Below are 21501 nucleotides of genomic sequence, written 5' to 3' on the forward strand. Positions count from 1 at the left end.
CTCACATCTGCACGGTCATGCCGCCATCGACGGTGAGGGTGATGCCGTTGACGAAGCTTGCCGCTGGCGAGGCGAGGAAGACGGCGGCCGGGGCGATCTCTTCCGGTCGCCCCCAGCGCTTCAGCGGGATGCGCACGTCTACGAATGCCTTGAGTGCCGGATCGGCTGCGAGGTGTGCATTGGTCTCGGTCGCGAACCAGCCCGGCGCAATGGCGTTGACGGTCAGGTTGTCGGCGCCGAGTTCGACGGCGAGCGACCGCGTCAGCGCCGAAAGCCCGCCTTTGGCCGCCGTGTAGGCGGGATCGCCGGGGCGTGCCGCGAAGGCTGCGATCGAGGTGACGAAGATCAGCCGGCCGGCGCCGGACTGCTTAAGATAGGGCAATGCCGCCTTCGCCATGGCGTAAGCTGCCGTGAGATCGGTATTCAGGAGTGCTGCGAACTCGTACGGTTCCATCGCTTCGGTATTGCGGCGATCCCGCTCGCCGACGGCGTGTATCAATATGTCGAGCGCCCCGGTCTTGGCCGTGGCATCCACCAGAATGGCTTCGACATCGCGTGTAACGTCGCCCGGCGCCACCGCGACGGCGATGCCGTCATCGGCAAGCCGGGCTCTCGTCTCCTCCAGCGTGTCGAGATTGCGGCCGTTGATCACGGTCCAGGCGCCGGCTCGCGCAAGGGCCTTCGCCATTTCAAGGCCGAGCCCACGCCCGCCGCCGGTCACCAGTGCGGTCTTGCCGTTGAGATCAAACATGGCTTCCTCGTCCGTCGCTACTGCATGTTTCCTTAAATCGTAGCCGGGATAAAAACATGTAGCAATTCAAAGTGCTACAGCGCCACGCGTCCGATTGGACGCGCGGCGCTGTAGATCGTTCGCAAAGATTTACCGCAAGCGGCAGGCGTCAGCGATCGTGGTTCCAGCCGCTCCGGCCTGCTGCAAATGGAAAAGCCGGCCCCGCGGCTGCAGCGACCGGCTTACTAACTGTGGCAGCCTGCCGGCTGATTACTTCATCGTATAGACGTCGATGGTGAAGTACTTGTCGTTGATCTTCTGATAGGTGCCGTCGGCGCGGATTTCGTCGAGCGCCTTGTTCACCTTTTCGCGCAGATCGTTGTCCTCCTGCCGCACCGCAATACCGACGCCGTCGCCGACGAACTTCTTGTCGGTGATCGGCTCGCCGATAAGCTCGCAGCAGCCCTTGCCGTCGTCGTTCTTGGTGACCCAATCGAGCATCGGCAGCATATCGCCGACCTGCAGGTCGAGGCGGCCGTTGACCATGTCGAGATTGGCTTCGTCCTGGGTCGGGTAGAGCTTGATCTCCGCATCCGGATAGACGGCGGCAATATAGTCGGCCTGGGTCGTGCCGGACTGGGCGCCGATCACCTTGCCCTTGAGCGCCTCGTTGGTGAACTCGGTGAGCCCCGCGCCCTTCGGGGCCACATGTGTCATTGCAGCAAGATAGTAGGGGTTGCTGAACGCCACCTGCTTCTTGCGTTCCTCGGTGATGAACATCGAAGCGATGATCATGTCGTATTTCTTGGCGAGCAGGCCCGGAATGATTCCGTCCCAATCCTGGGCGACGACCTCGCATTCGACCTTCATGCGTTCGCAAAGCGCAAGGCCGATTTCGACGTCGAAGCCGCCGACCTTTCCGGTGGAATCGACGAAATTGAAGGGCGGATAGGCGCCTTCGGTGCCGATCTTCAGTTTGTCGGCTGCCTGCGCGGTCGATGAGAGCAGTCCGGCGCAGATGAGCGCCAATGTCATAATCCTGTTTTTCATTGTCCGTTCCCCTTGGAATTTGCCCCTTTGCCGGGGCTTCGGCCGAACTCTAGAGTCATATGCGGTATAAGCGAAATAGATAGAGCCGATAATCAATATTATTCCAATTTATCTGATAACCGCTCGCCTTGGGAACAGGAACAGGGGCTGACCACCCTGCCGGCGGTCATCCGGTTTTCGTACCGAGGCGGCGGAAACGGCTTTACATCGGCGACACTGTTTGATTTGTCAGTCGCAGTGATTTTTTCCTATGATTTGGGAGGTGCAGAATGAAGCTGTTGCGTTATGGACCGGAAGGGGCCGAGAAGCCGGGCGTGCTCGACGGTGCGGGCAGGATTCGCGATCTCTCCGGTGTCATCGCCGACATCGGCGGCGCGACGATCGTGGACTTTGGCTGGGCGAGCGGGCTCGACATCGAAAGCCTGCCGGTCGTCGAGGGCGCGCCGCGGCTTGGCGCCTGCGTTGCCGGCACCGGCAAGTTCATCTGCATCGGCCTCAACTATGCCGATCATGCCGCAGAGTCTGGTCTGGAGGTTCCGCCGGAGCCGGTCGTGTTCATGAAGGCGACCTCGGCGATCGTCGGCGCGAACGACAATGTGATCATTCCGCGCGGTTCGGTGGCCACCGACTGGGAAGTCGAGCTCGGTGTGGTTATCGGCAAGGCCGCGAAATATGTGTCCGAAGCGGAAGCGCTCGATCACGTCGCCGGCTATTGCGTCGTCAACGACGTGTCGGAGCGCGATTTCCAGGCGAGGCGCTCCGGCCAGTGGACCAAGGGAAAATCCTGCGACTCCTTCGGCCCCATCGGTCCATGGCTGGTGACCCGCGACGAGATCGGCAATCCGCAAAATCTGAAGATGTGGCTGACCGTCAACGGCGAGACGAAGCAGGACGGTTCGAGCGAAACCATGGTCTACGGCGTCTCCTATCTCGTGAGCTACCTCTCGCAGTTCATGACCCTGCATCCGGGGGATGTCATCTCGACCGGTACCCCTCCCGGCGTCGGCATGGGGTTCAAGCCGCCGCAATATCTGAAGGCCGGCGACGTGATCGAGCTCGGCATCGAAGGTCTCGGCGCGCAGAAGCAGAAGGTTGTTGCGGACGACTGAACCAGACCTACAGCGCCGCGCGTCTTATCAGGCGCGCAAAGGTCGCTGTAGCACTTTGAATTGCTGCATGTCTTTGTCCTTAAATCGAGGTCGATTTAAGGAGACATGCAGGAGGAGCGCCTCCAAGAGTTTGGTGGGGGCGCTCCGGCCGGGCTTAGCCCTTCAGCCGCCCCTGCCGCTTGAGTTGCTGCTCGCGGAAGAAGATGAAGAGGCCGGAGGCGACGATGAGGCCGGCGCCGAGGATCATCGACAGGCGCGGCGCGTCGCCGAAGATCAGCCAGCCGAAGACGATCGCCCAGAAGAGCAGCGTATATTGCAACGGCGCGATCGTCGCGGTTTCGGCGAGCTTCAACGCCCTGTTGACGAAGACGTGCGCGAGCATGGCGACGACGCCAAGCAGGCCCAGTAGCGCCGTGTCGAGCGGTTTCAGCGGTGTCCAGTCCAGGGGCGCCCAGACGAGGCCGGCGACTGCCGCCCCGACGATCTGCCAAAAGGCCAGTATCGTATCCGGCGTACCACGCAGAGAGCGTCCGGAAATCATCATGAAGGCGAAGAACATACTGCCGAGGAGCGAGATCAGCGCCGGCAAGGTGAAGGCTTCAGAGGATGGCTCGAGCGCGATGACGACGCCGACGAAGCCGATGGCGATCGCGGTCCAGCGCCGCCAGCCGACATGTTCCTTGAGGACCAGCGGCGAGACGGCCGCGACGTAGATCGGTGCTGCCAGCCAGTAGGTCATGACGTCGGCGAGCGGCAGATAGACCACGGCGAAATAGAAGGCGACGACCTCCGCCGTCGAGGCGACGACGCGAGCAAGCTGAAGCCATGGCCGTTCGACCGCGACAAGCTTCCGCAAACCGCCGGCCCAGAGGAAGGGTGCCAGCAGGAGGGCGGCAGCCAGGCTGCGGATCAGCACCACCTGGCCGACCGAATAGGTCGCGACCAGCCATTTGCCCATGACGTCGTTCAGCGAGAACATCAGCATGCCGAGAAGCATGAGCAGAACGCCGGTGCGGGCGGTGCCGGAAGCGTGAGAAAGGGGGGGAGTAGCAGTGTCTGCGGTCATGGCTCGGGCCTTTGTCTACAGCGCCGCCCGTCTTATCAGACGCGCAAAGGATGCCGTAGCACTTTGAATTGCTGCATGTTTTTGTCCTTAAATCGACTACGATCTAAGGAAACATGCGGTAGGGACCCAGCCATTGGCATATTCCTGCGGCGCGATCCATGCTCCGTTTCTGATCAACTCATCAGCGTTGCGAATGGGAGCCGCGGATCACGGCGGCCGATTCGATCGTTTCATTGTCTCATTGAAACAATAAAATGACCTAACTCTTTGGAAGGAAGCAATTCCGGGAGGGAAACTGTTGCGCCGTTTGCCTGGAATTGCCTTATCCGACTAAGCGCATGTCGGGGGTCAGCACCTTGCCGTAGAGCTCCGCATATTGGGCGGCGCTGCGGTGCCAGGAGCAATCCGTCCTCATCCCCTGCCTGCGCAAACTTTCCCAGACGCGTCGGCGCCTGAAAAGCCTGAAGGCTCGGCGTAGGGCGAGCCGCAATTCGTTCGTGTCGACGGGAGAAAACTGTATGCCGGTCGCCACCTGCGCATGTAGCGCGGCGTCGTTGGCGTCGATGATCGTCTCCGACAATCCGCCTGTGCGGGCGACGATGGGCACGCAGCCATAGCGCAAGGCGTAGAGTTGCGTCAGACCGCACGGTTCGAAGCGCGAAGGAACGAGCATCGCGTCTGCTCCGGCGTGGATCTGATGGGCGAGTGGCTCATCGTAGCCGATCTCGACGCTGACGCTGTGCGGGAAGCGCCGCGCGGCCTCGGTGAAGGCATCCTCGATCGCAGCGTCGCCCTGTCCATGCACGATCAGCTTGCCACCGCCTTTGACGATCTCGTCGACCACATCTGCCAGGAGATCCATGCCTTTCTGCCAGGTCAGCCTGTTGACCGCTGCGAAAACCGGTCCCGATGTGTTCGACAGGCCGAAGCGATCGAGGAGCTTCTGCCTGTTGGGCAAACGGCGCAACGGCGCGCGTGTCGAGAAGTGATGTTCGATATTCGGGTCCGACGAAGGGTTCCATACCTCCGTGTCGATGCCGTTGACGATGCCGGTAACATCATCATGGCGCGCATTCATCACGCCCTCGAGGCCCATGCCGAAGGTTGGCGACATGATCTCGCGCGCGTAGGTGGGGCTGACCACGGTGATAGCGTCCGCCGCCTGCAGTCCACCCTTCAGATAGCCGAGGTCGCCGTAATATTCGAGGCCCTCGAGCGAATAGGCTCCGTCCGGCAGTCCCAGTTCGGTGAAGCGAACGGCGGGAAACTGACCCTGGAAGGCGAGGTTGTGAACGGTCAAGACACGGGGAATCCCGGCGTTGGACGAGAACTTGAGGTAGACCAGGCTCAGCGCCGGATGCCAGTCGTGGGCATGAATGATATCTGGCCGCCAGTCCCCCACGCCGTGCTCGGCGATCTGCGCGGCGACGAAAGAAAAGGCTGCGAAACGCTTCCAGTTGTCCGGGTAGTCCTTGCCGTGATTGTCGCTGTAGGGACCGCCCTGTCGGTCAAAGAAGCCGGGCGCGTCGAGCACCAGGAGATCCAGACCGTCGGTCTGTCCTGCGAGAAGTGTGGCGCGTTCGCCGAACAGCCGATCATATTGTGTGACCGGTGACACCCCCGTGAGTGCCCGCATGACGCCCGGGTAGCCGGGAACCAGGGAGCGCGTATGGATGCCGTGGGCCGTCAGCGCCTTTGGCAACGAGCCGGCGACATCGGCCAGACCGCCGGTCTTTATCAGTGGGAAAATCTCAGCCGTGACGGACAGAATGTTCATCGCGTTTTTCCGGAGATCATGTCATTGCCGGGGAGGTGAAGCGCAGCCGCAAGTCTGCTCCTTTCAACACAATCAAGCCATCAAAGTTCCGCTGCGTGTTGAGAATTTCGCAAGGCAAATGCCCAGGCTAAAACAAGGCAACCCGATGGACGGATTCGGGTCCCCCTGCACATCGTCGGGAGGGGTCGGCGGGGACCCTTGGCCGTACGTGATCGGGCGGCAGCAGCGTGCTCATATCTCAGGCACGGCTCGGGTGGCGGGAAATTTGTTCGCGGCCGTGGAACATTCTTTCGCGAATAATGTTTGATGTGTGGATCGCATGGAGCGCGTTCTCTGACCCAAACTTTAGAGGCTCCTCGGCGGTCTCTCCTATGCTGGTTCGTCTTATGAGCCTCGTCTCGACGAGGCTCCCTTTTTTCGACAGTGTCCGAGGTGGAGCGGCGCCATAGCCTTTCGCTGCGAAGCAAGAAAGGAACACGTGGATGACCTTCAGCTTGATCAGCCCCGCATTCGTCGATGGGCAACTCATCCCTCAGAAATATACGCGGCTCGGCGAGAATCTCTTCCCGCCGCTGAAGTGGACAGGCACGCCCGAGGGAACGCAGAGCTTCGCCCTCATCGTCGAGGATCCAGACGCGCCGCGGGGCATGTTTCGTCATTGCGCGATCATCAACATTCCCGGCAGTTGGACGGAGCTGCCGCAAGCCGTCGATACCGGACCGGAACACAGCATCAAGTTCATCAGAAACGACTTCGGCAATGCCCGCTACGACGGACCGCAGCCGCCGGCCGGCACTGGTGTCCATCACTATTGGTTCCGCCTTGCCGCGCTTGATACCGCCAGTCTTTCAATTCCGGAAGACGTGGGGGCCGAGGAAGCCTGGAAGAGGGTGCGCAAGCACCTGGTCGAGGAAGCCGCGATCGTCGGCACCTTCGGGCAATAAGACGCGCGCAGGACCGCAAACGCGGCGTCTGCGCCCGGCAGCAGCGCAGGCTGCCTTCGGAACAATCACCGGCGCGATGGATTAGGGGTGCAAACAAGCCACAGCGGGAGAGCTTCCAATGAGCGCTTCAAGCACCACGATCGATCACGATACCATCCGCAACTGGGCCGAATCCCGTGACGGCTGGCCGGCACGCGTCAAGGGCGCAACCGACGGCGGCCTCCTGCGCATCGATTTCGGCACACCCGAAGACACGCTGGAGAAAATCTCATGGGATGAGTTCTTCGAGATTTTCGAAAAGAACAACCTGGCCTTTCTCCACCAGGACCTGACCGAAGACGGCCAGACCAGTCGCTTCTGCAAATTCATCCACCGCCATTGAAGGCGTAGCTTCTGCCGCCAGCTGAAACCCGGGCCAGCGGACGCATGCCACCATGGAACCGTCGCAGCGCCAGACAGTTTCTCCCTTCAGAAGGAAGGAATTGCCGATGCCTATCAGCAAGGCGAAGGATGCTGACAAGCTCGAGACTGACAAGCTCAACATTGGGCGACGTCCAGAGCCCGCCGCAGATCGAGGGGATAAGCCCGAAGAAATGCGCAGGAAGCGGTGCGTGCGCGGCGATGAGGAAAACCTCCGAGATCGAGAGTCGCTTTTTTGGCGTGGCGTCTGGATGACGGTGTTTTAGGCACGCACAGTAAGTCCTCGCCGGATCGTGTCGGCGATCCGTGCACCGTACCGGCATGCAACCGGTTGCCTACTCGACAGCCAGCAACCGTTCGATCTCTTGCAGACGCGATCTCAGACGCTGGATTTCGTCCCGTTTCTCCGCAACCACGTCCTTCGCCGTCTCCAGCCTGTCGGCGCCCGGAACGGTTCCGACTGCCGTGTGGGCCTCTGTCGCGATCGCGTCGATTTCGGTTTCGAGCTCGGCAATGCGCCCGCGCAACTCGTCGAGCTGGCGCCGGACGCTTCGGTCGGGATTGTTACGAGAGCCCGCGCCCAAGGCATCGATCGGTTCGTCGACGCCGGGATGGTCGAGCGGGCGGGCATGGATCGCACGCGATCCTTGATTTCCGCGTTTGGTCATTGGCTTGATCTCCCGTAGGGCACAAAACTCCTGACCACGGCGTATGTTCCGCAGGGATTTTCGAGACCGCGGACTTTTCGCCAGGTGACTGGAACTTCTGCCCGCAACGGCCGTTTTTGCTGAAGCTGAGCGAGGGAGGGTTCGATGCAACCGGAAGAAAACCTGCAGCTTCATTTCGATCTCTTGAGCCACCGGGCGTTGCTTTCATGCGGCGGCCGGGATTATTTGCTGCCGGACTGCTATCCGACCAAGGAAATGGCCCAAATCGCCGCGCAGAAATTCGCGTGGGAAACGCTCGGCTTGAAAGACCGTGCCCGCGAATGCGCCCAAGCTTCGGACCTGCCGGTCTGGCTGCGCTGAACGCCCGGATGTGGATCAGCCGATGAGGTGGAGACTTCTTTCAAGAGAGGCATCTGAGGAGATATTCCTCCTCGTCCTCGACCCCGGGGAGGAAGCCTTCACCGCCATTTCGGAGTTCGCCGCAGCACAGAAGATCACCGCGGCTTCGCTGATGGCGATCGGTGCGTTCGAGAAAGCAGTCGTAGGTTGGTACGATCTCGAAAAACGAGACTATCGCCGCATCCCGATCGACGAGCAATGCGAAGTGCTGAGCCTCATCGGCGACATTGCGCTCGGCGAGGACGGCAAACGCAGCCTGCATGCCCACGCGGTCCTTGGGCTTAGTGACGGGACGACGCGCGGCGGGCATTTTCTTGAAGGGATCGTCAAACCGACCCTCGAAGTGACATTGTCCGAAACGCCCGCGCATCTCCGGCGGAAGCACCATCCCGATCTCGGAGTTGCCTTGATCGATATCTGAGGCCGTTCAGCGCGTCGCGCGCTGCCAGAGTGTCATCACCGGACCATCGCTGCCGAAGACCGGATCGAGTTGGGGCAGCGGCACCGAAGCGATCGCCTGGCGATCCGAATTGCTGGCCGGGCCGCGTTGAATATCCGCGTGTTGTCCGGGAGGATAGCCGCCGATGACCAGGAAATCGGCGCTTGCGGCGATCCGACAGTGACCGGTGCCGGCGGGGAGCACGAGGACATCTCCCGCCATGATCTCCAGTTCCTTGCCCGTCGGTCCCCCGATCAACAGGCGCGCTTTGCCTCTGGCAACGGCCAGGACCTCGTGCGCGCGCGTATGATAGTGCTGGAAGTCGAAAACGCCGTCCCGCCACACGCCTCTCCAGCCATTGGCATGAAACCTGTCTTCGATGCGCGTGGCGCCGTCCCCGCTGACGTCGACAGCGTCGTGATAGACGAGGACAGGCAGGTGCGGATTGTTCGGTATGCCCTCACGTTCGGCAAACATCAGATCATCGACGTGCATTGGCTCTCTCCCGGAACGATTTCCGTCCCCTCCCGTTGGAGATAGGTCACCAAGGAGAAACGGCTATGAGCAAGAAGAGCAAGAAGACGAAATGGTCGCAGGATGTGACCGAGAACAGTGACGCGCTCGATCTCGAAGAGGGCGTCTTCAAGTCGGACGACCCGGCGAAGATTGCGCATTCCCTGAAGCGGTCGGCCGAGGCGAGCGATCGGCGCAAGTCGAGTCCGTTTCGCTCTGCCATGTCGATGCTGACGTTCTATATCAACAGGGCGGGTGCGGGCTTGAGCCGGAAGCAGAGGCACGTCCTCGAAGAGGCGAAGGTCGAGTTGCGGAAGGATTTCGGGCGCCAGCCCAAGTGAGGGATCGTTCAATGTCTTATAAGCTTTTCTACTGGGACGGGATCCCTGGGCGCGGCGAGTTCGTTCGCCTCGCGCTCGAGGAGGCCGGAGCCGATTATGTGGATGTCGCCCGCGAGCCCGATGGGCAGGAGGGGGGCACGACGGCGATGCTGAAGCTGTTGATGGACGGCGAGGGAGCGACGATCCCGTTTGCGCCGCCATTTCTGAAAGACGGCGACCTCCTCATTTCCCACGTCGCCAATATCCTGTTCTATCTCGGTCCCAAGCTCGGCCTAGCACCTGAGGAAGTCGACCTCCGTTTCGTCGCCAACGGGCTGCAACTGACGATCACCGATTTCGTCGCCGAGATCCACGACACGCATCACCCGATCGGCGTATCGCTCTACTATGAGGACCAGAAGCCGGAAGCGTTGCGGCGATCGTCCGATTTCCTGTCGGAGCGCCTGCCGAAGTTCCTCGGCTATTTCGAGCGGGTCTTGCGCCAGAATCCGAAGGGAGAGGGACATATCGTCGGCGGCCGGTTGAGCTATGTCGATCTGTCGCTCTTCCAACTCGTCGAAGGGCTTCGCTACGCCTTTCCGAAGGCGATGCGCAGCTACGAAGCCAACATTCCGGGTTTGATCACCCTGCACGACGTGGTCGCCGAGCGGCCGAATATCCGCAGCTATCTCGCCTCCGATCGAAGGCTCTCCTTCAATGAGGCGGGGATTTTCCGGCACTATCCGGAGCTCGACCAGCCCTCATAGACGACGCTGCCTGCGTGCACCGTGATCAGCTTCATGGGCAGCGACCTTCGCCAGATCCTCGACGAAGCGCGCACGCTGGGTAGCTGCATCCTCCCCGTCCCGGATCCTGAGAAGATAGGACGGATGGATCGTTACCAGGACCGGATAGCCGGCCGGAGTATCGATCAAGTCGCCGCGATTCCTTGTAACCCCGACGCTCCGACCGAGCAGCGTGACCAACGCCGTGGCGCCGAGCGCAACGACGAGGTCCGGTCGAAGTTGTTCGAGCTCCGCACCCAACCACCAGGAGCAACGCTGGATCTCGCCCGCATTGGGCCGTGAATGCAAACGCCGCTTGCCGCGCTGCTCGAACTTGAAGTGCTTGACTGCGTTGGTGAGATAGCAGCTCGAGCGATCGACACCGGCCTCGTGCAGGCACTCGTCGAGGATCCGGCCGGCCGGGCCGACGAACGGATGCCCGGCCAGGTCCTCTCGATCGCCGGGCTGTTCGCCGACCAGAACGATGCGGGCGTCAAGAGGGCCTTCGCCGAAGACCAACTGGGTTGCGTTCTTGTAGAGGTCGCAGCGTTCGCATCCTTCCGCCTGCTTCCGCAAGGCCGCAATGGAGCGCGCCTTGGCATGCTCGCCGGAAAGGGCCGGGCCGGTTTTTGCTGCTACTCGCGACATCTGTCGTCTCGCCTTGTTCCTCGTTTCCATGCACGCCTGTCGCCATGGCTGGGTCGACATTCTAACCCCAGGATCGAAATCATGTTCCGTTGCGCCTCGGGCGACGGATTAGGCTGTGGTGACGGCGGCGACGATGCCCGGTCCCGGCAGTTCACCCGCTATGAGAGAGCAGTCACCGGGCGCCGTGGTCGTGAAGATCGGCTCGCCGCTGCAAGGGGGAACGGGCCTTGCTTCTTCGGTGAGATTGATCCGCAAAGCCAAAACGGCGCTCCCAAACAACCAGTCGACCGCGACGAGCCCGTCGTCGGTTGGAAGTATGCGGTGGCCGGGGACGCCGGGTCGCTTGAGCAGGGGCACGATATGCCGCTGGCGGATATCGGCAAGCTCGCGGATGAAAGCGAGATGCCGCCTGCCTGCAGGACTTGCTGCACGACCCCATCGCAGTTTCGATGCGGCGAACGTCCGCAGGTCGAGCGGATCGGGCAAATCGGCGGCGGTCCTACCGCGCGGCATGCCGCCGAAATTCTCGGCCTCCCCCTTGCGTCCGGAGCGAACGGCCGTGGCGATCTCGCCCTCGTAGTCGGCGAAGAAGCAAAACGGCTGGGTCTCGCCATATTCCTCGCCCATGAAGAGCAGCGGAACTTGCGGAACGAGCATCAGCGTCGCCGTCAGCACCCGCATCATGTCCGCTCCGACGAGAGAGACGAGGCGTTCGCCGAAGGCACGGTTTCCGATCTGATCATGGTTTTGCAGAAAATTGACACGGGCCTGCGGCGGCACCCGCTCGCCGGTCCAGTGCGACGAAATCTCCGTCCCCTTGGCAGGCAAAGCGAAACCTTCGGCCATGGCCTCGCGAATTTTCCGCCAGGGCTCCGCGGCAAAGGGCTGATAGTGGCCTTTTGTCTCTCCCGTCGCCACGACATGCAGCGCGTTGTGGAGATCATCATTCCACGCGGCGGTGAAAAGCTCTGCGGTCCCTCCCGGTCCTCGCCCGACAAGGCTTCTGCGCCTGTGTGCGTCTTCGACGACGAGATGGACGTGGCGCTCGGGAAATGTCTCGTGGATCTCGCGCGCCATCTCGACGAGGATGTGCGGCTTGCGGCTATCTCTGATCTGTTCGGTCGCGTCGATGCGCAGGCCGTCGAAGCGGAAATCGCCCAGCCAATAGAGCGCATTCTCGATGAAATAACGTCGGACGGGGTCCTGCTCGAAGGCAATCGAGTCTCCCCACGGAGTCGCGCGATCCTTGTTGAAGAAGTCGGCCGCATAGCGCGGCAAGGCATTTTCTTCCGGGCCGAAGTGATTGTAGACGACATCGAGCAGCGCCATGAGCCCAAGTGAATGGGCCCGATCGACGAGGGCCTTGAGGTCGTCCGGTGTTCCATAGGCATAGTGAGGCGCAAAATGCAGCACGCCGTCGTAGCCCCAGCCGCGCGCGCCTGGGGCCTGGGCGATGGGCATGATCTCGATCGCGGTCACACCGGTATCCGCGAGATGGGCAAGACGCTCGCTTGCCGCGCGGAAGGTGCCCTCCGGCGTGAAGGTGCCGATGTGCAGTTCTGAGATGATTGCCTCTTCCCACGGCCGGCCGCGCCATGAGGTGTTCTTCCAACGATATGCCGACTGATCGACGAGGATCGAAGGACCGGAGGGGCCATCTTGCTGGGCCGAGGATGCCGGGTCGGCAACGAGCGACCCGTCGGAGAGCTGAAAGCAGTATCGGTCCCCGGCACGCGCTTTCAGCGAATGCTCGAACCATCCGTCGTCGAGCGCCTGCATGTCATGAGCGGCGCCGTTGTGGATGAGGCGGACCGCTTGTTCGTCGGGTGCCCACAATCTGAAGTACGCGGCGTCCGCCGAAATCAAACCGGCGCCCCATGTCTTCCTGAAAAGTCCGGGCGATTGCTGTCGCTGCATCGGCTCTGGTCCCTGGATTGAAAGGAAACTGGTCGGCATCGGCGAAAGTTCCCCGGTTTCCTCCCAGCGTCCCAAAGCGCCCGCTAGGAACAATTTCTTTTCTTCCGCGTTGCACCATCGCTTTCGAACGGGTGTGGGAGGGAATGATAACGGCGATGAACGTTTCTTTCTCCGAACTCAGTTTTCTGAAACCCGAACTCGGCGCCGAATATACCGGCGAGGGTACGCACTTCGCGGTTTTTTCGGCTCATGCGGAGAAGATCGAACTTTGCCTGTTCTCACAGGATGGCAGCGGGGAAACGGCGCGCCTGCCGCTGCCGAAGCGCGAGGGGGATGTCTGGTCGGGCTATATCGAAGGCATCGAGCCGGGGATGCTCTACGGCTACCGCGCCCATGGCCCCTACGACCCGAACAACGGGCACCGGTTCAATCCGAACAAATTGCTGCTCGACCCCTATGCCAAGCAGGTCGCCGGCACATTTGCCTGGGACGATGCGCTGTTCGGCTATACGATCGACGGCACGGGCAACGATCTTTCCTTCGATGAGCGCGACAGCGCGCCCTTCATGGTCAAGGGCGTCATCCAGGACCCGGCTTTCGACTGGGACGGCGAGCAGGCGATCCGCCGCCCCTGGACAGACACGATCATTTACGAGACCCATGTTCGTGGCATGACCATGACGCACCCGGCGGTGCCGGAAGACCTGCGCGGCACATTCCTCGGCATGGCAAGCGATCCGATCATCGAACATCTGACGAAACTCGGCGTAACGGCCATCGAACTCCTGCCGGTGCAGTATTTCCTCGACGACCGGCATCTGCTTGAACGCGGCCTGAGGAACTACTGGGGATACCAGACGCTCGGCTACTTCGCCCCCCAGGCGCGCTACATGAAGAGCGGCCGGATCACCGAGTTCAAGACGATGGTGAAGCGGTTTCATGCCGCCGGCATCGAAGTCCTGATGGATGTCGTCTTCAACCATACGGCCGAGGGCTCCGAGCACGGTCCGACCTTGAGTTTTCGCGGTCTCGACAACCTCAGCTACTACCGGCCATCCCCGGAAAATCCGCGTCATACCTTCGACATGACCGGCACCGGCAACACGCTCAACGTCGCCCATCCGATGGTGCTGCGCATGGTGCTCGACAGCCTGCGCTATTGGGTGCAGGTGATGCATATCGACGGTTTCCGTTTCGATCTCGCGAGCGCGCTCGGCCGCGAGGACATGGAATTCGATAGGGAGGGCGGCTTCTTCGATGCGATCAGGCAGGACCCGATCCTTGCCGGCGTCAAGCTCGTCGCGGAGCCCTGGGATATCGGCGCGGGCGGGTACCAGCTCGGCGGCTTTCCGCACCCGTTCCGCGAATGGAACGACCGCTTCCGGGACGACGTCCGGCGGTTCTGGAAGGGGGATGACGGTATTGTGCCGGTGCTTGCCGAGCGTGTCGCGGGCTCGCCGGTACAATTCAACCATTCCGACCGCGGCGCGACCGCGTCGATCAATCTTGTCAGCGCGCATGACGGCTTCACGCTGATGGACACGGTTTCCTACAACGACAGGCACAACGAGGCGAACGGCGAGGACAATCGCGACGGACATCCCGAAAATCATTCGGACAACATGGGTGTCGAAGGTGCCACCGATGACGAGGGAATCAAGAACGCACGCGCGCGCCGTCGCCGCGCAATGTTCGCCACCCTGATGGTCAGTCAGGGGGTGCCGATGATCCTTGGCGGCGACGAGTTCGGAAACAGCCAGGGCGGCAACAACAACGTCTATTGCGAGGACAACGAAATCGGTTGGCTCGACTGGGCTTCCGGAGACGAAGCCTTCCTGGCCTTCTGTCGAAAGATGGTGGAGTTCCGCAAGGAAAATCCATCGCTCCGCCAGGAGCGGTTTCTCAACGGCGAACCGGGCGAGGGCGGTCACTTCGAGATTGCCTGGTACGCAGCCGACGGCCGTCCGATGGACGAGGGAGCGTGGCATGATGGAGCGCTCCGTATCGTCGGCGTCTACATCAGCCGCAACGGCGTCGCGGAGTCGGCGCCAGCGAACGGCATGTTCCTCGTTTTGAACGCCGGCACTGATCGCGAGATCTCGCTTCCGCGCGTCAATGGAACGGAGCGATGGCAGCGCGTGCTCGATACAGCCAGTTTCGATGGGACAAGCGACGACCCCGACCCTGTTCGCGCGGCGCAGGACCATGAGCTTGTTGCCGGACAAAGCGTCACCGTTTTCATTCCGGCGGACCATGGCTAGAAATGGTGAGCCCGCGCTCGAGGAAAACGGGCTCGTTTACGTGAGCGACACCGAACCTGGAATCAGGCGCCTGCGCAAAGGTCGAGGCTTCGTTTATCGTCTGCCTGACGGTTCGGTGCTTTGCGACCCCGCAGCGAAGGCGCGCATATCGTCCCTGGGCCTGCCGCCCGCCTACGAGAATGTCTGGATCTGTCTGGATGAGAGCGGTCACCTCCAGGCGACGGGCTACGACGCGCGCGGCCGAAAGCAATATCGCTATCACGAGAAATGGCAGGCGCTGCGAAGCGGCGACAAGTTTGGGCAGCTTCTGACGTTCGGGACCGTGCTGCCGAGGATCCGCCGCACGATGCGGCGCCACATGCAGGGTGCGCCGGACGACATCCGCACCGTTCTGGCGGCGCTGGTAGCGCTCCTCGATGCAGCGCACCTGCGTGTTGGCAGCCCGGCCTATGTCGAGGCTAATGCGACCTATGGTGCGACAACCTTGCTCAAGCGCCACCTCAAGCTTTCGGATGGCTGCGTCCGGCTGAGCTTCACCGGCAAGGGCGGCAAGCGGGTGAGGCGCAGTCTCCGCCATCCGAGATTGCAGCGACTGCTCGAAGAGATTGCAGACCTGCCCGGCCGGCAGCTTTTTGTCTGGAAGGATGAGACCGACACGTTGCGGCCGATCGATTCGGGGCGCCTCAATCGCTATCTCGCAGAGATCTCGGGTGCAGCGATTTCCGCGAAAACCTTCCGAACCTGGGCGGGAAGCGTGGCGGCATTTACAGTCGCGCGCGCCGCTGTCGAGAGGGGGGAACGGCCGACGGTCAAGCAGATGAGCGAGGCCGCCGCATCCGTCCTGCACAACACGCCCGCGACCGCGCGCGAGAGCTATATCCACCCGCAGATCATCGCGCTTGCCGGTGACAGTGAGCTTTCAGTCAAGAAACTCGAGGCGTGCGGACGTGCGAACAACGAATTGCGCGCCGAGGAGGCGCGCATGCTGAACTTTCTCACTCGTGCGGAGCGATCGACACCTCGGAAACCCTGTCGAGACTGAACCACGGCCGATCTCAAGCGTCTAAAGTTCACGATCAGTGCTACCCGTGCGCCTGAACTGCCGGGCCGGTCGGCGGCTGGACCCGAAGATTGTTTTGCACATGGGTGACGCCCGAGACGTCGTCGGCACAATCTTCGGCCCTGCGTTTCGCCCACTTGGAATCGACGAAACCGCTGAGTTGCACTTCGCCTTTCAAGACCGAGACCTCGATGTTAGAGGCGTCGAGAGCGCCATCGTCGGTGAGCCGGTCGCTCACGTCTTCAAGGATGCGGCTGTCGGGACGGGTGTAGCCCTTGGGCCCCTTGCCGCGATACTGATCCATCTCGCGCCGCCGCTCCGCCTCATCGTCGCCGGACCAGGAAGCGACTTCGTCTCTGGCGCGATCGACGAAGCCGCGCTCATGCCTCTCGCTCGACGGTCCTCCATGGCTACGATAGGGGCGCTGCCCGCTATAGCCATAGCCGGAGCCATAGTAGTCGCCCATGGCCCGTTCGCGATTCCACCGATCATATTCGTCTTCCATGCCGCGATGGCGTTCCGAGCGGCGGGGTTCGGCATCCGGAAAATACATCGAATTTTCGTAGTCCGCGCCGTGCGGGGCTTCGCCAAAGCGTTCGCGGGCACGTCGCCTTTCCCGCTCGTACTCATAGGGTTCGCCGTATCGGTCCCGCTCCCTTTCGCGGGATCGGCCGTAATCCTTCTTTCTCGCCATCGGCTCCTCCTTGGAGTCCGTTCCTTGTGCCAATGCGATTCCAACTGCTCAAGGGCGGATCGGTTCCAGTTTCACCGTGGTGCTGATCCTCATCGCGCAGCGAGCCTTCCACCTTCGACGGGCGACGGTGGCGCACCGCGGCCCCCGGGAGCGGGACACGCGGGACATATGTGGAACATTCACGGGCGACTGGAATTGTTCAGTGAAACCCGAGGCCGGGGCTAGGCGCCCCGCGTCCAAGCGGACCACGAGCCCCAGCAGCGAGCCCGAGCAGGAATGGAGAGAAAAATGCCGAATCCGCGCCAACCAGAACCAAAGCCGCCGTCACCGCAGCCACCGCCCTGGAACCCCGAGCCGCCGATCGAGGAGCCGGATCCCGACCGCCTTCCCGATGAAGTGCCGGTCCCCAATCCGGACGAAAATCCGGAGCCCCCCAGACACTTCCGACCGCGCTGCGACCAGTGGAACAATTGAGCGGTCGCGCCGTTTGAATTCTGCCATCGACAGAGTTCATCGGTGAGGAAGAAGGGACATGGACAACGACAGGGAAGAGCTTATCCGGCGCAGAGCCTATGCGATCTGGGAGCGGGAAGGTCGGCCGGAAGGCCAGGATCGCCGCCACTGGGAGCAGGCATCGCGGGAGATGCAAAAAGAGGAAAACCGGTCGAGGGGCGGCGAAAAGCAGGATCTCGAAACGGGCGAAAAGCAGGATCTCGAAACGGAAGGGACAACGCACGCAACTTCAACGCCTGCGACGCCGCCCTCCCAGGGCAAATATCGAGACGCTGGCTCGACAGATCGGTAGCCGCTTGCGAGGCCGCCGGCGGCATGCCCGTCGGCACCAATTTCGAAGTCAAAACAAGGAGCAAGATCATGCACGTATCGGAAATCATGACCAAGGACGTTCATCTTGTCAGCCCGGACGAGACCATCACCGAGGTTGCAAGGCAAATGGCGGAAAACGACATCGGCTTCCTGCCGGTGGGGGATAACGACCGTCTGGTCGGCATGATAACGGACAGGGATATCGTTATTCGGGGCGTTGCAGACGGCCTCGATCTTCAGTCAAGGGTAGGAGACATCATGACGACCGATGTCAAATACTGCTTCGAAGACGATGAAGTGGATGACGTCGCGCGCAATATGGGCGACGTCCAGGTCCGGCGCCTGCCCGTAGTCAACCGCGACAAACGGTTGGTCGGCATCGTATCGCTCGCCGACGCCGCCCGCGAGCAGCCGGCGGCTGCCGGCACCGGCCTTAAAGGCGTGACGGTTCCCGGCGGAACCCACAACCAGGTCGGAAGAAGCGGCTAGAGCTGAAGCGAACCCGCCCGGCCATTGCTCGGAGCTTCGGGCCGCAGCCGGTGCGCAAGGCGGAACAAAAGCCCTGCCTTGCGCTTTTCCCGCTACGAAGGAGTCCGGAGATGCCAGCGAAGCAACACAGCAGCGGTAACGGCGCAGATCCGCGTCGCGCGCAACCAGGCTCGCCTGAGGCAAGTCAAGCGGGCCAATCGTCGACAACAGGAAAACCGCAAGAGGCCTGGAAGGAGGCGGAACTTCACCTACCCGAGGCGGAAGACAAGGCCCCGCGGCGCGCACATGTCGCCGATGCGGGAGACGCGGCCGGATGGGTGCCTGCAACTGGCGAAGAGACAGCGCGAGCAGATCCGCCGCAGCCGCGACCTCGCGACTATGGCGAGAGCATTCGCACGGCGGTGAAATATGTACCCGCATCGGAAGCCGGTGGTGGCCAGACGATGGCAGAGAGCGACGCGGCACAGGGTGACGACGGCACCGGCGGAGAAACGTGGAACCGCGCTCTTGGCAACAATACCAATGCCGGGATGATCCGCTTCTTCGGGGCGGTCGCGCTCTTCATCCTGATATTCGCGTCCGTTTTCTGGCTCATTGCCGGCTGACCAGCGCCACCGCAAGAGTAATTGGAGAGCGGCAACGGGCCGATCAGCTGAGCGGAGTGGACCAATGTCGTTCCTGCGGGACAACGGATTGACGATCACGCTGTTCGCCATGACCTCGGCAACAATTGTCGGCATGGCGGTCACCGGCGTTCATGCGTATAACCATGATGCGACCTTGCACGAGGGCACCGTCTTAAACTTCGTCTCCTACCTTGCATCGGGTCATTTTCTCTCGGCTCTCTTCGAGAATTGGGAGAGCGAGTTTCTGCAGATGTCCGCTTATGTCTGCCTCACGGCATATCTCTATCAACGCGGCTCGGCGGAATCGAGGGATCCTGATGCCGCATCGCAAGGCGATGAGGATCCGGCTTGCCGCGCGAGTGACCCGGCAGCCCCGTGGCCGGTGCGGCGTGGCGGCCTGTTGCGAACACTCTATTCCTACTCACTCGGCATAGCCCTCTGCGCTCTGTTCGTCCTGTCTTTCGTTCTGCACCTGCATGCAAGCGTCGCTGCGGCAAACCTCGATGCGGCCGCGCATGGCGAAGCCGCCTCGAATGCCTGGGCTCACCTCACGAATCCTGAATTCTGGTTCGAATGCTTCCAGAATTGGCAGTCGGAATTTCTATCCACTTTGGTTCTGGTGGTCTTCTCCATCTTTCTGCGTTTTCGCGGATCACCGGAATCGAAGGCCGTTGCGGCTCCTACGTGGCAAACCGGGAAATAGCCCCGACCCTTCCTCGTGGAACATAATCGGCCATTGCTGGTTCCGGGACTGTCGAAGTCGCACGGTGCTGTGGGGTCGCCCAACGGAAGGAGAAGAGAGATGCCCGCCAAATCGAAGGCACAGCAAATGGCTGCAGGTGCGGCACTTGCCGCCAAACGAGGAGAAAAGAAGAAGAGCGAACTCAAGGGCGCTTCGAAAGGCATGGAAGAATCCATGACCGAAAAGGAACTTGAGGAAATGGCTTCCACAAAACGCAAGGGCAAGAAGGAGCACGCTTCCAAGTCGTAGATGTCTTGCGGCGCGGGCTGGCCGGTCGAGGCTGTTGCGGTTCTAATCCCGGGCGTTTGGTAGTTTCCCTCGACATGAGGGGCGACCGCTTGCACCTTACACTTTTCCTCATCCCGCTCTGGCGACTACATGAACAACCCGGCACAATACGTTATCGTGAGATCCTCGCCATGACGAAGGATAAGCGGATGAACGAAACCAAGCCACGTGCGGGTGCGGACGCAGACAAGGTCATCGACGAGCGGATCGCCTCCCTCATGGGCAAGATACAGAAGGAAGCCGTGCCGGAGCGGCTGCTGGAATTGGCTCGGCAACTGCAAGCAGCGTTGAACGCACGCAACCGCTGAGGGGATGTTCATCGCGCCGCGGCTAGTTCAGTGGATTTCCATGCATCTGGATTATCAATTCTTCGCGGGCCCGGCTGAGCCTGCTCTTGATCGTGCCGATCGCGCAATCGCATATGTCGGCCGCCTCCTTATAGCTCATCCCAAAGCCGGCAACGAGGACAAGCACTTCCCGGTGCTCAGGGGTCAGTAACGCCAAGGCATCGCGCAGTTCGCCATTCAGAACCGACCATTCCTGTGGAGGCGCCATCGGAATCGGCAGCTCGGCGCAATTCGTGTGTCCAGGGCTCTCGCGTGTCCGGATCTTGTATTGTGTCCGGAAGGTATTTCGCATGATCGTGAACAGCCAGGACTTGAGGCTGGTACCCGGTTCAAATTGATCGATGCTTCTCAGCGCCCGAAACAGGGTTTCCTGCAGGAGGTCGTCCGCCTCGAAGGGGACTGATGTAAATGTCCGGGCAAACGCCCGCAGGGCAGGCATCAGGTCGACGACCTGCTCCTCTATGTGATGATGCGATTTGTGGAGCGCATGAACGCCGGTGGCAGGCATATCGAATACCGCCCTTTGCACGAACAGAAGATAGATAATGTCGAACAATGCCTGGCTGGCCTTTTGGTTCCTCGTAACACCAATGATATTTGGGGGGGCGATGGGGCCTTCGGCTGCCCGGCCGAGGGGCTCGTTGAAGTACAAGTTCGCCCTTTTCAGCACGGCTCGTCCGCTTGGCGACGTAGCTGCTCCTGGTCCGGCTTCGGCAATGCGTTGCGCAGCGACGCGCCTCGCGCGCAGTTCCGTTGCAGCCGCAAATCCGGCAAATGACAGGCAAATCTCTAAAATGCCTCGGTCTCGTGCGATCCTCGGACACGGTTGGGGCCAGACGCCTACTTTCGTTTCGTGAAGGTTGGCCTGAGGCAGGCTTTTGCCCGCCAAAGGAGGTACGTAATGAAAAAACTCCCCAGAATAATCGCTGTGTCGCTATTCGGGCTCGCATCCGCGACTGCAATGCCGCTCATCCCGGTGAGTGGCGGTAGCGGTTCGTCAAGCAATGCCTACGCAGACAACGGTGTCGTTCTCATACCGGGAACTGGAAGTGATGATGGCGGCGGTAGCGGCGGCACTAACGGGACCGGTGGTGGCAGCACCGACGGGACCGGCAATGGTGGCGGAGGCGATACCGGCACTGGCGGTGGAGCGGACAGCGGCACGGGCGGTGGAGCGGACACTGGTTCCGGTGGTACGGAAGGCTCTACCAGCAGCAGTTCAGAGGGCGCCGGCACCGGTGGCGGCACGTCGGGGGGTGGCGGCGAGTGAGGACGGCAACCCTGACCTGATGTAGCTGCCGACCGGGTCTTAAAGAGGTTCTTCTTGGCTGAAGGACCTCTTTTTGCGCCATCCGTCAAAACGTAATTCCGTTCGCAATCGGCC

At 61.5% G+C, this 21501-nt stretch carries 27 protein-coding genes; 17 read left to right on the top strand and 10 right to left on the bottom strand.

Annotated elements, in window-relative coordinates:
* Position 1: 1 nt before the first annotated feature.
* On the bottom strand, positions 2–751 hold the full coding sequence (locus tag QN222_RS07685) for an SDR family oxidoreductase (protein ID WP_283965834.1): 750 nt from the start codon (positions 749–751) through the stop codon (positions 2–4).
* 249 nt (positions 752–1000) lie between these two features.
* A complete protein-coding gene (locus tag QN222_RS07690; protein ID WP_283965833.1) occupies positions 1001–1780 on the bottom strand; it encodes an ABC transporter substrate-binding protein in 780 nt (259 codons plus the stop codon).
* A 269-nt stretch (positions 1781–2049) separates the two neighbouring features.
* Here QN222_RS07690 and QN222_RS07695 point away from each other — a divergent pair, with 269 nt between their 5' ends.
* Positions 2050–2889, top strand: coding sequence for a fumarylacetoacetate hydrolase family protein (locus tag QN222_RS07695; protein WP_283965832.1), 840 nt, complete (start codon positions 2050–2052; stop codon positions 2887–2889).
* Positions 2890–3043: 154 nt separating this feature from the next.
* Here the strand turns inward: QN222_RS07695 and QN222_RS07700 are convergent, their stop codons facing one another.
* Together QN222_RS07700 and glgA are read right to left on the bottom strand one after the other, a co-directional pair.
* Positions 3044–3955, bottom strand: coding sequence for a DMT family transporter (locus QN222_RS07700; protein WP_284005352.1), 912 nt, complete (start codon positions 3953–3955; stop codon positions 3044–3046).
* A 322-nt stretch (positions 3956–4277) separates the two neighbouring features.
* On the bottom strand, positions 4278–5732 hold the full coding sequence (glgA, locus tag QN222_RS07705) for a glycogen synthase GlgA (RefSeq protein WP_283962203.1): 1455 nt from the start codon (positions 5730–5732) through the stop codon (positions 4278–4280).
* Between the two features lie 482 nt (positions 5733–6214).
* Between glgA and QN222_RS07710 the strand changes: the two genes are divergently transcribed.
* On the top strand, positions 6215–6676 hold the full coding sequence (locus QN222_RS07710; protein ID WP_283962202.1) for a YbhB/YbcL family Raf kinase inhibitor-like protein: 462 nt from the start codon (positions 6215–6217) through the stop codon (positions 6674–6676).
* 118 nt (positions 6677–6794) lie between these two features.
* Entirely contained in the window at positions 6795–7058 is a 264-nt protein-coding gene (locus QN222_RS07715; RefSeq protein ID WP_283962201.1) for a hypothetical protein, read from the top strand.
* Between the two features lie 373 nt (positions 7059–7431).
* Here QN222_RS07715 and QN222_RS07720 read toward each other — a convergent pair whose 3' ends face one another.
* Entirely contained in the window at positions 7432–7764 is a 333-nt protein-coding gene (locus tag QN222_RS07720) for a hypothetical protein (RefSeq protein ID WP_283962200.1), read from the bottom strand.
* Positions 7765–7908: 144 nt separating this feature from the next.
* On the opposite strand from QN222_RS07720, the gene QN222_RS07725 reads away from it, so the two are divergent.
* Entirely contained in the window at positions 7909–8124 is a 216-nt protein-coding gene (locus QN222_RS07725) for a hypothetical protein (RefSeq protein ID WP_283962199.1), read from the top strand.
* Positions 8125–8146: 22 nt separating this feature from the next.
* A complete protein-coding gene (locus tag QN222_RS07730) occupies positions 8147–8584 on the top strand; it encodes a DNA-binding protein (protein ID WP_283962198.1) in 438 nt (145 codons plus the stop codon).
* Positions 8585–8590: 6 nt separating this feature from the next.
* Here the strand turns inward: QN222_RS07730 and QN222_RS07735 are convergent, their stop codons facing one another.
* Positions 8591–9097, bottom strand: coding sequence for a cupin domain-containing protein (locus tag QN222_RS07735; RefSeq protein WP_283962197.1), 507 nt, complete (start codon positions 9095–9097; stop codon positions 8591–8593).
* A gap of 65 nt (positions 9098–9162) precedes the next feature.
* Here QN222_RS07735 and QN222_RS07740 point away from each other — a divergent pair, with 65 nt between their 5' ends.
* Positions 9163–9456: a DUF3175 domain-containing protein gene (locus QN222_RS07740; RefSeq protein ID WP_283962196.1), complete on the top strand. Its 294-nt coding sequence runs from the start codon at positions 9163–9165 to the stop codon at positions 9454–9456.
* Between the two features lie 11 nt (positions 9457–9467).
* Entirely contained in the window at positions 9468–10202 is a 735-nt protein-coding gene (locus QN222_RS07745) for a glutathione S-transferase (protein WP_283962195.1), read from the top strand.
* Here the strand turns inward: QN222_RS07745 and QN222_RS07750 are convergent.
* Positions 10197–10868 carry a UdgX family uracil-DNA binding protein gene (locus QN222_RS07750; RefSeq protein WP_283962194.1) on the bottom strand — a complete coding sequence of 224 codons (672 nt, stop codon included), beginning with the start codon at positions 10866–10868 and terminating at the stop codon, positions 10197–10199. The genes QN222_RS07745 and QN222_RS07750 overlap by 6 nt on opposite strands.
* Before the next feature lie 108 nt (positions 10869–10976).
* Positions 10977–12785, bottom strand: coding sequence for a malto-oligosyltrehalose trehalohydrolase (treZ, locus tag QN222_RS07755; RefSeq protein ID WP_283962207.1), 1809 nt, complete (start codon positions 12783–12785; stop codon positions 10977–10979).
* A gap of 155 nt (positions 12786–12940) precedes the next feature.
* On the opposite strand from treZ, the gene glgX reads away from it, so the two are divergent.
* Both glgX and QN222_RS07765 read left to right on the top strand, forming a co-directional pair.
* The gene (glgX, locus tag QN222_RS07760) at positions 12941–15046 is read left to right on the top strand and encodes a glycogen debranching protein GlgX (protein ID WP_283962193.1); all 2106 of its coding nucleotides are present in this window, start codon (positions 12941–12943) and stop codon (positions 15044–15046) included.
* The gene (locus tag QN222_RS07765; RefSeq protein WP_283962192.1) at positions 15039–16088 is read left to right on the top strand and encodes a DNA topoisomerase IB; all 1050 of its coding nucleotides are present in this window, start codon (positions 15039–15041) and stop codon (positions 16086–16088) included. The genes glgX and QN222_RS07765 overlap by 8 nt, the downstream gene beginning before the upstream one ends.
* Positions 16089–16128: 40 nt before the next feature.
* On the opposite strand, the gene QN222_RS07770 is transcribed toward QN222_RS07765, so the two are convergent.
* Positions 16129–16800 (bottom strand): BON domain-containing protein, encoded by a 672-nt coding sequence (locus QN222_RS07770; RefSeq protein ID WP_283962191.1) that lies wholly within the window; start codon positions 16798–16800, stop codon positions 16129–16131.
* Positions 16801–17088: 288 nt separating this feature from the next.
* Between QN222_RS07770 and QN222_RS07775 the strand changes: the two genes are divergently transcribed.
* The 7 genes from QN222_RS07775 to QN222_RS07805 all read left to right on the top strand — a co-directional run bounded on the left by QN222_RS07775 (position 17089) and on the right by QN222_RS07805 (position 20078).
* Positions 17089–17274, top strand: a complete 186-nt coding sequence (locus QN222_RS07775) for a hypothetical protein (RefSeq protein WP_283962190.1) — start codon at positions 17089–17091, stop codon at positions 17272–17274.
* Between the two features lie 58 nt (positions 17275–17332).
* Complete coding sequence (locus QN222_RS07780; RefSeq protein WP_283962189.1) at positions 17333–17605, top strand: DUF2934 domain-containing protein; 273 nt, start codon at positions 17333–17335, stop codon at positions 17603–17605.
* Positions 17606–17673: 68 nt separating this feature from the next.
* Positions 17674–18114: a CBS domain-containing protein gene (locus QN222_RS07785; protein WP_283962188.1), complete on the top strand. Its 441-nt coding sequence runs from the start codon at positions 17674–17676 to the stop codon at positions 18112–18114.
* A 110-nt stretch (positions 18115–18224) separates the two neighbouring features.
* A complete protein-coding gene (locus tag QN222_RS07790) occupies positions 18225–18719 on the top strand; it encodes a hypothetical protein (protein WP_283962187.1) in 495 nt (164 codons plus the stop codon).
* A gap of 64 nt (positions 18720–18783) precedes the next feature.
* Entirely contained in the window at positions 18784–19443 is a 660-nt protein-coding gene (locus QN222_RS07795) for a DUF6766 family protein (RefSeq protein WP_283962186.1), read from the top strand.
* A gap of 99 nt (positions 19444–19542) precedes the next feature.
* The gene (locus QN222_RS07800) at positions 19543–19731 is read left to right on the top strand and encodes a DUF3008 family protein (RefSeq protein ID WP_283962185.1); all 189 of its coding nucleotides are present in this window, start codon (positions 19543–19545) and stop codon (positions 19729–19731) included.
* A 188-nt stretch (positions 19732–19919) separates the two neighbouring features.
* Entirely contained in the window at positions 19920–20078 is a 159-nt protein-coding gene (locus QN222_RS07805; RefSeq protein WP_283962184.1) for a hypothetical protein, read from the top strand.
* A gap of 22 nt (positions 20079–20100) precedes the next feature.
* Here the strand turns inward: QN222_RS07805 and QN222_RS07810 are convergent, their stop codons facing one another.
* A complete protein-coding gene (locus QN222_RS07810) occupies positions 20101–20625 on the bottom strand; it encodes a sigma-70 family RNA polymerase sigma factor (RefSeq protein ID WP_336621019.1) in 525 nt (174 codons plus the stop codon).
* A 496-nt stretch (positions 20626–21121) separates the two neighbouring features.
* On the opposite strand from QN222_RS07810, the gene QN222_RS07815 reads away from it, so the two are divergent.
* The gene (locus QN222_RS07815) at positions 21122–21412 is read left to right on the top strand and encodes a hypothetical protein (RefSeq protein WP_283962182.1); all 291 of its coding nucleotides are present in this window, start codon (positions 21122–21124) and stop codon (positions 21410–21412) included.
* Positions 21413–21501: the final 89 nt, after the last annotated feature.

This window comes from Sinorhizobium sp. 6-70 (assembly GCF_030124375.1).
Lineage (GTDB): Bacteria > Pseudomonadota > Alphaproteobacteria > Rhizobiales > Rhizobiaceae > Sinorhizobium.

What these genes read in the sequence shown, in the direction of transcription:
- QN222_RS07685 (WP_283965834.1), bottom strand. Translation starts at nt 751, where the DNA reads ATGTTTGATCTCAACGGCAAGACCGCACTGGTGACCGGCGGCGGGCGT.
- QN222_RS07690 (WP_283965833.1), bottom strand. Translation starts at nt 1,780, where the DNA reads ATGAAAAACAGGATTATGACATTGGCGCTCATCTGCGCCGGACTGCTC.
- QN222_RS07695 (WP_283965832.1), top strand. Translation starts at nt 2,050, where the DNA reads ATGAAGCTGTTGCGTTATGGACCGGAAGGGGCCGAGAAGCCGGGCGTG.
- QN222_RS07700 (WP_284005352.1), bottom strand. Translation starts at nt 3,955, where the DNA reads ATGACCGCAGACACTGCTACTCCCCCCCTTTCTCACGCTTCCGGCACC.
- glgA (WP_283962203.1), bottom strand. Translation starts at nt 5,732, where the DNA reads ATGAACATTCTGTCCGTCACGGCTGAGATTTTCCCACTGATAAAGACC.
- QN222_RS07710 (WP_283962202.1), top strand. Translation starts at nt 6,215, where the DNA reads ATGACCTTCAGCTTGATCAGCCCCGCATTCGTCGATGGGCAACTCATC.
- QN222_RS07715 (WP_283962201.1), top strand. Translation starts at nt 6,795, where the DNA reads ATGAGCGCTTCAAGCACCACGATCGATCACGATACCATCCGCAACTGG.
- QN222_RS07720 (WP_283962200.1), bottom strand. Translation starts at nt 7,764, where the DNA reads ATGACCAAACGCGGAAATCAAGGATCGCGTGCGATCCATGCCCGCCCG.
- QN222_RS07725 (WP_283962199.1), top strand. Translation starts at nt 7,909, where the DNA reads ATGCAACCGGAAGAAAACCTGCAGCTTCATTTCGATCTCTTGAGCCAC.
- QN222_RS07730 (WP_283962198.1), top strand. Translation starts at nt 8,147, where the DNA reads ATGAGGTGGAGACTTCTTTCAAGAGAGGCATCTGAGGAGATATTCCTC.
- QN222_RS07735 (WP_283962197.1), bottom strand. Translation starts at nt 9,097, where the DNA reads ATGCACGTCGATGATCTGATGTTTGCCGAACGTGAGGGCATACCGAAC.
- QN222_RS07740 (WP_283962196.1), top strand. Translation starts at nt 9,163, where the DNA reads ATGAGCAAGAAGAGCAAGAAGACGAAATGGTCGCAGGATGTGACCGAG.
- QN222_RS07745 (WP_283962195.1), top strand. Translation starts at nt 9,468, where the DNA reads ATGTCTTATAAGCTTTTCTACTGGGACGGGATCCCTGGGCGCGGCGAG.
- QN222_RS07750 (WP_283962194.1), bottom strand. Translation starts at nt 10,868, where the DNA reads ATGTCGCGAGTAGCAGCAAAAACCGGCCCGGCCCTTTCCGGCGAGCAT.
- treZ (WP_283962207.1), bottom strand. Translation starts at nt 12,785, where the DNA reads ATGCAGCGACAGCAATCGCCCGGACTTTTCAGGAAGACATGGGGCGCC.
- glgX (WP_283962193.1), top strand. Translation starts at nt 12,941, where the DNA reads ATGAACGTTTCTTTCTCCGAACTCAGTTTTCTGAAACCCGAACTCGGC.
- QN222_RS07765 (WP_283962192.1), top strand. Translation starts at nt 15,039, where the DNA reads ATGGCTAGAAATGGTGAGCCCGCGCTCGAGGAAAACGGGCTCGTTTAC.
- QN222_RS07770 (WP_283962191.1), bottom strand. Translation starts at nt 16,800, where the DNA reads ATGGCGAGAAAGAAGGATTACGGCCGATCCCGCGAAAGGGAGCGGGAC.
- QN222_RS07775 (WP_283962190.1), top strand. Translation starts at nt 17,089, where the DNA reads ATGCCGAATCCGCGCCAACCAGAACCAAAGCCGCCGTCACCGCAGCCA.
- QN222_RS07780 (WP_283962189.1), top strand. Translation starts at nt 17,333, where the DNA reads ATGGACAACGACAGGGAAGAGCTTATCCGGCGCAGAGCCTATGCGATC.
- QN222_RS07785 (WP_283962188.1), top strand. Translation starts at nt 17,674, where the DNA reads ATGCACGTATCGGAAATCATGACCAAGGACGTTCATCTTGTCAGCCCG.
- QN222_RS07790 (WP_283962187.1), top strand. Translation starts at nt 18,225, where the DNA reads ATGCCAGCGAAGCAACACAGCAGCGGTAACGGCGCAGATCCGCGTCGC.
- QN222_RS07795 (WP_283962186.1), top strand. Translation starts at nt 18,784, where the DNA reads ATGTCGTTCCTGCGGGACAACGGATTGACGATCACGCTGTTCGCCATG.
- QN222_RS07800 (WP_283962185.1), top strand. Translation starts at nt 19,543, where the DNA reads ATGCCCGCCAAATCGAAGGCACAGCAAATGGCTGCAGGTGCGGCACTT.
- QN222_RS07805 (WP_283962184.1), top strand. Translation starts at nt 19,920, where the DNA reads ATGAACGAAACCAAGCCACGTGCGGGTGCGGACGCAGACAAGGTCATC.
- QN222_RS07810 (WP_336621019.1), bottom strand. Translation starts at nt 20,625, where the DNA reads ATGCCTGCCACCGGCGTTCATGCGCTCCACAAATCGCATCATCACATA.
- QN222_RS07815 (WP_283962182.1), top strand. Translation starts at nt 21,122, where the DNA reads ATGCCTACGCAGACAACGGTGTCGTTCTCATACCGGGAACTGGAAGTG.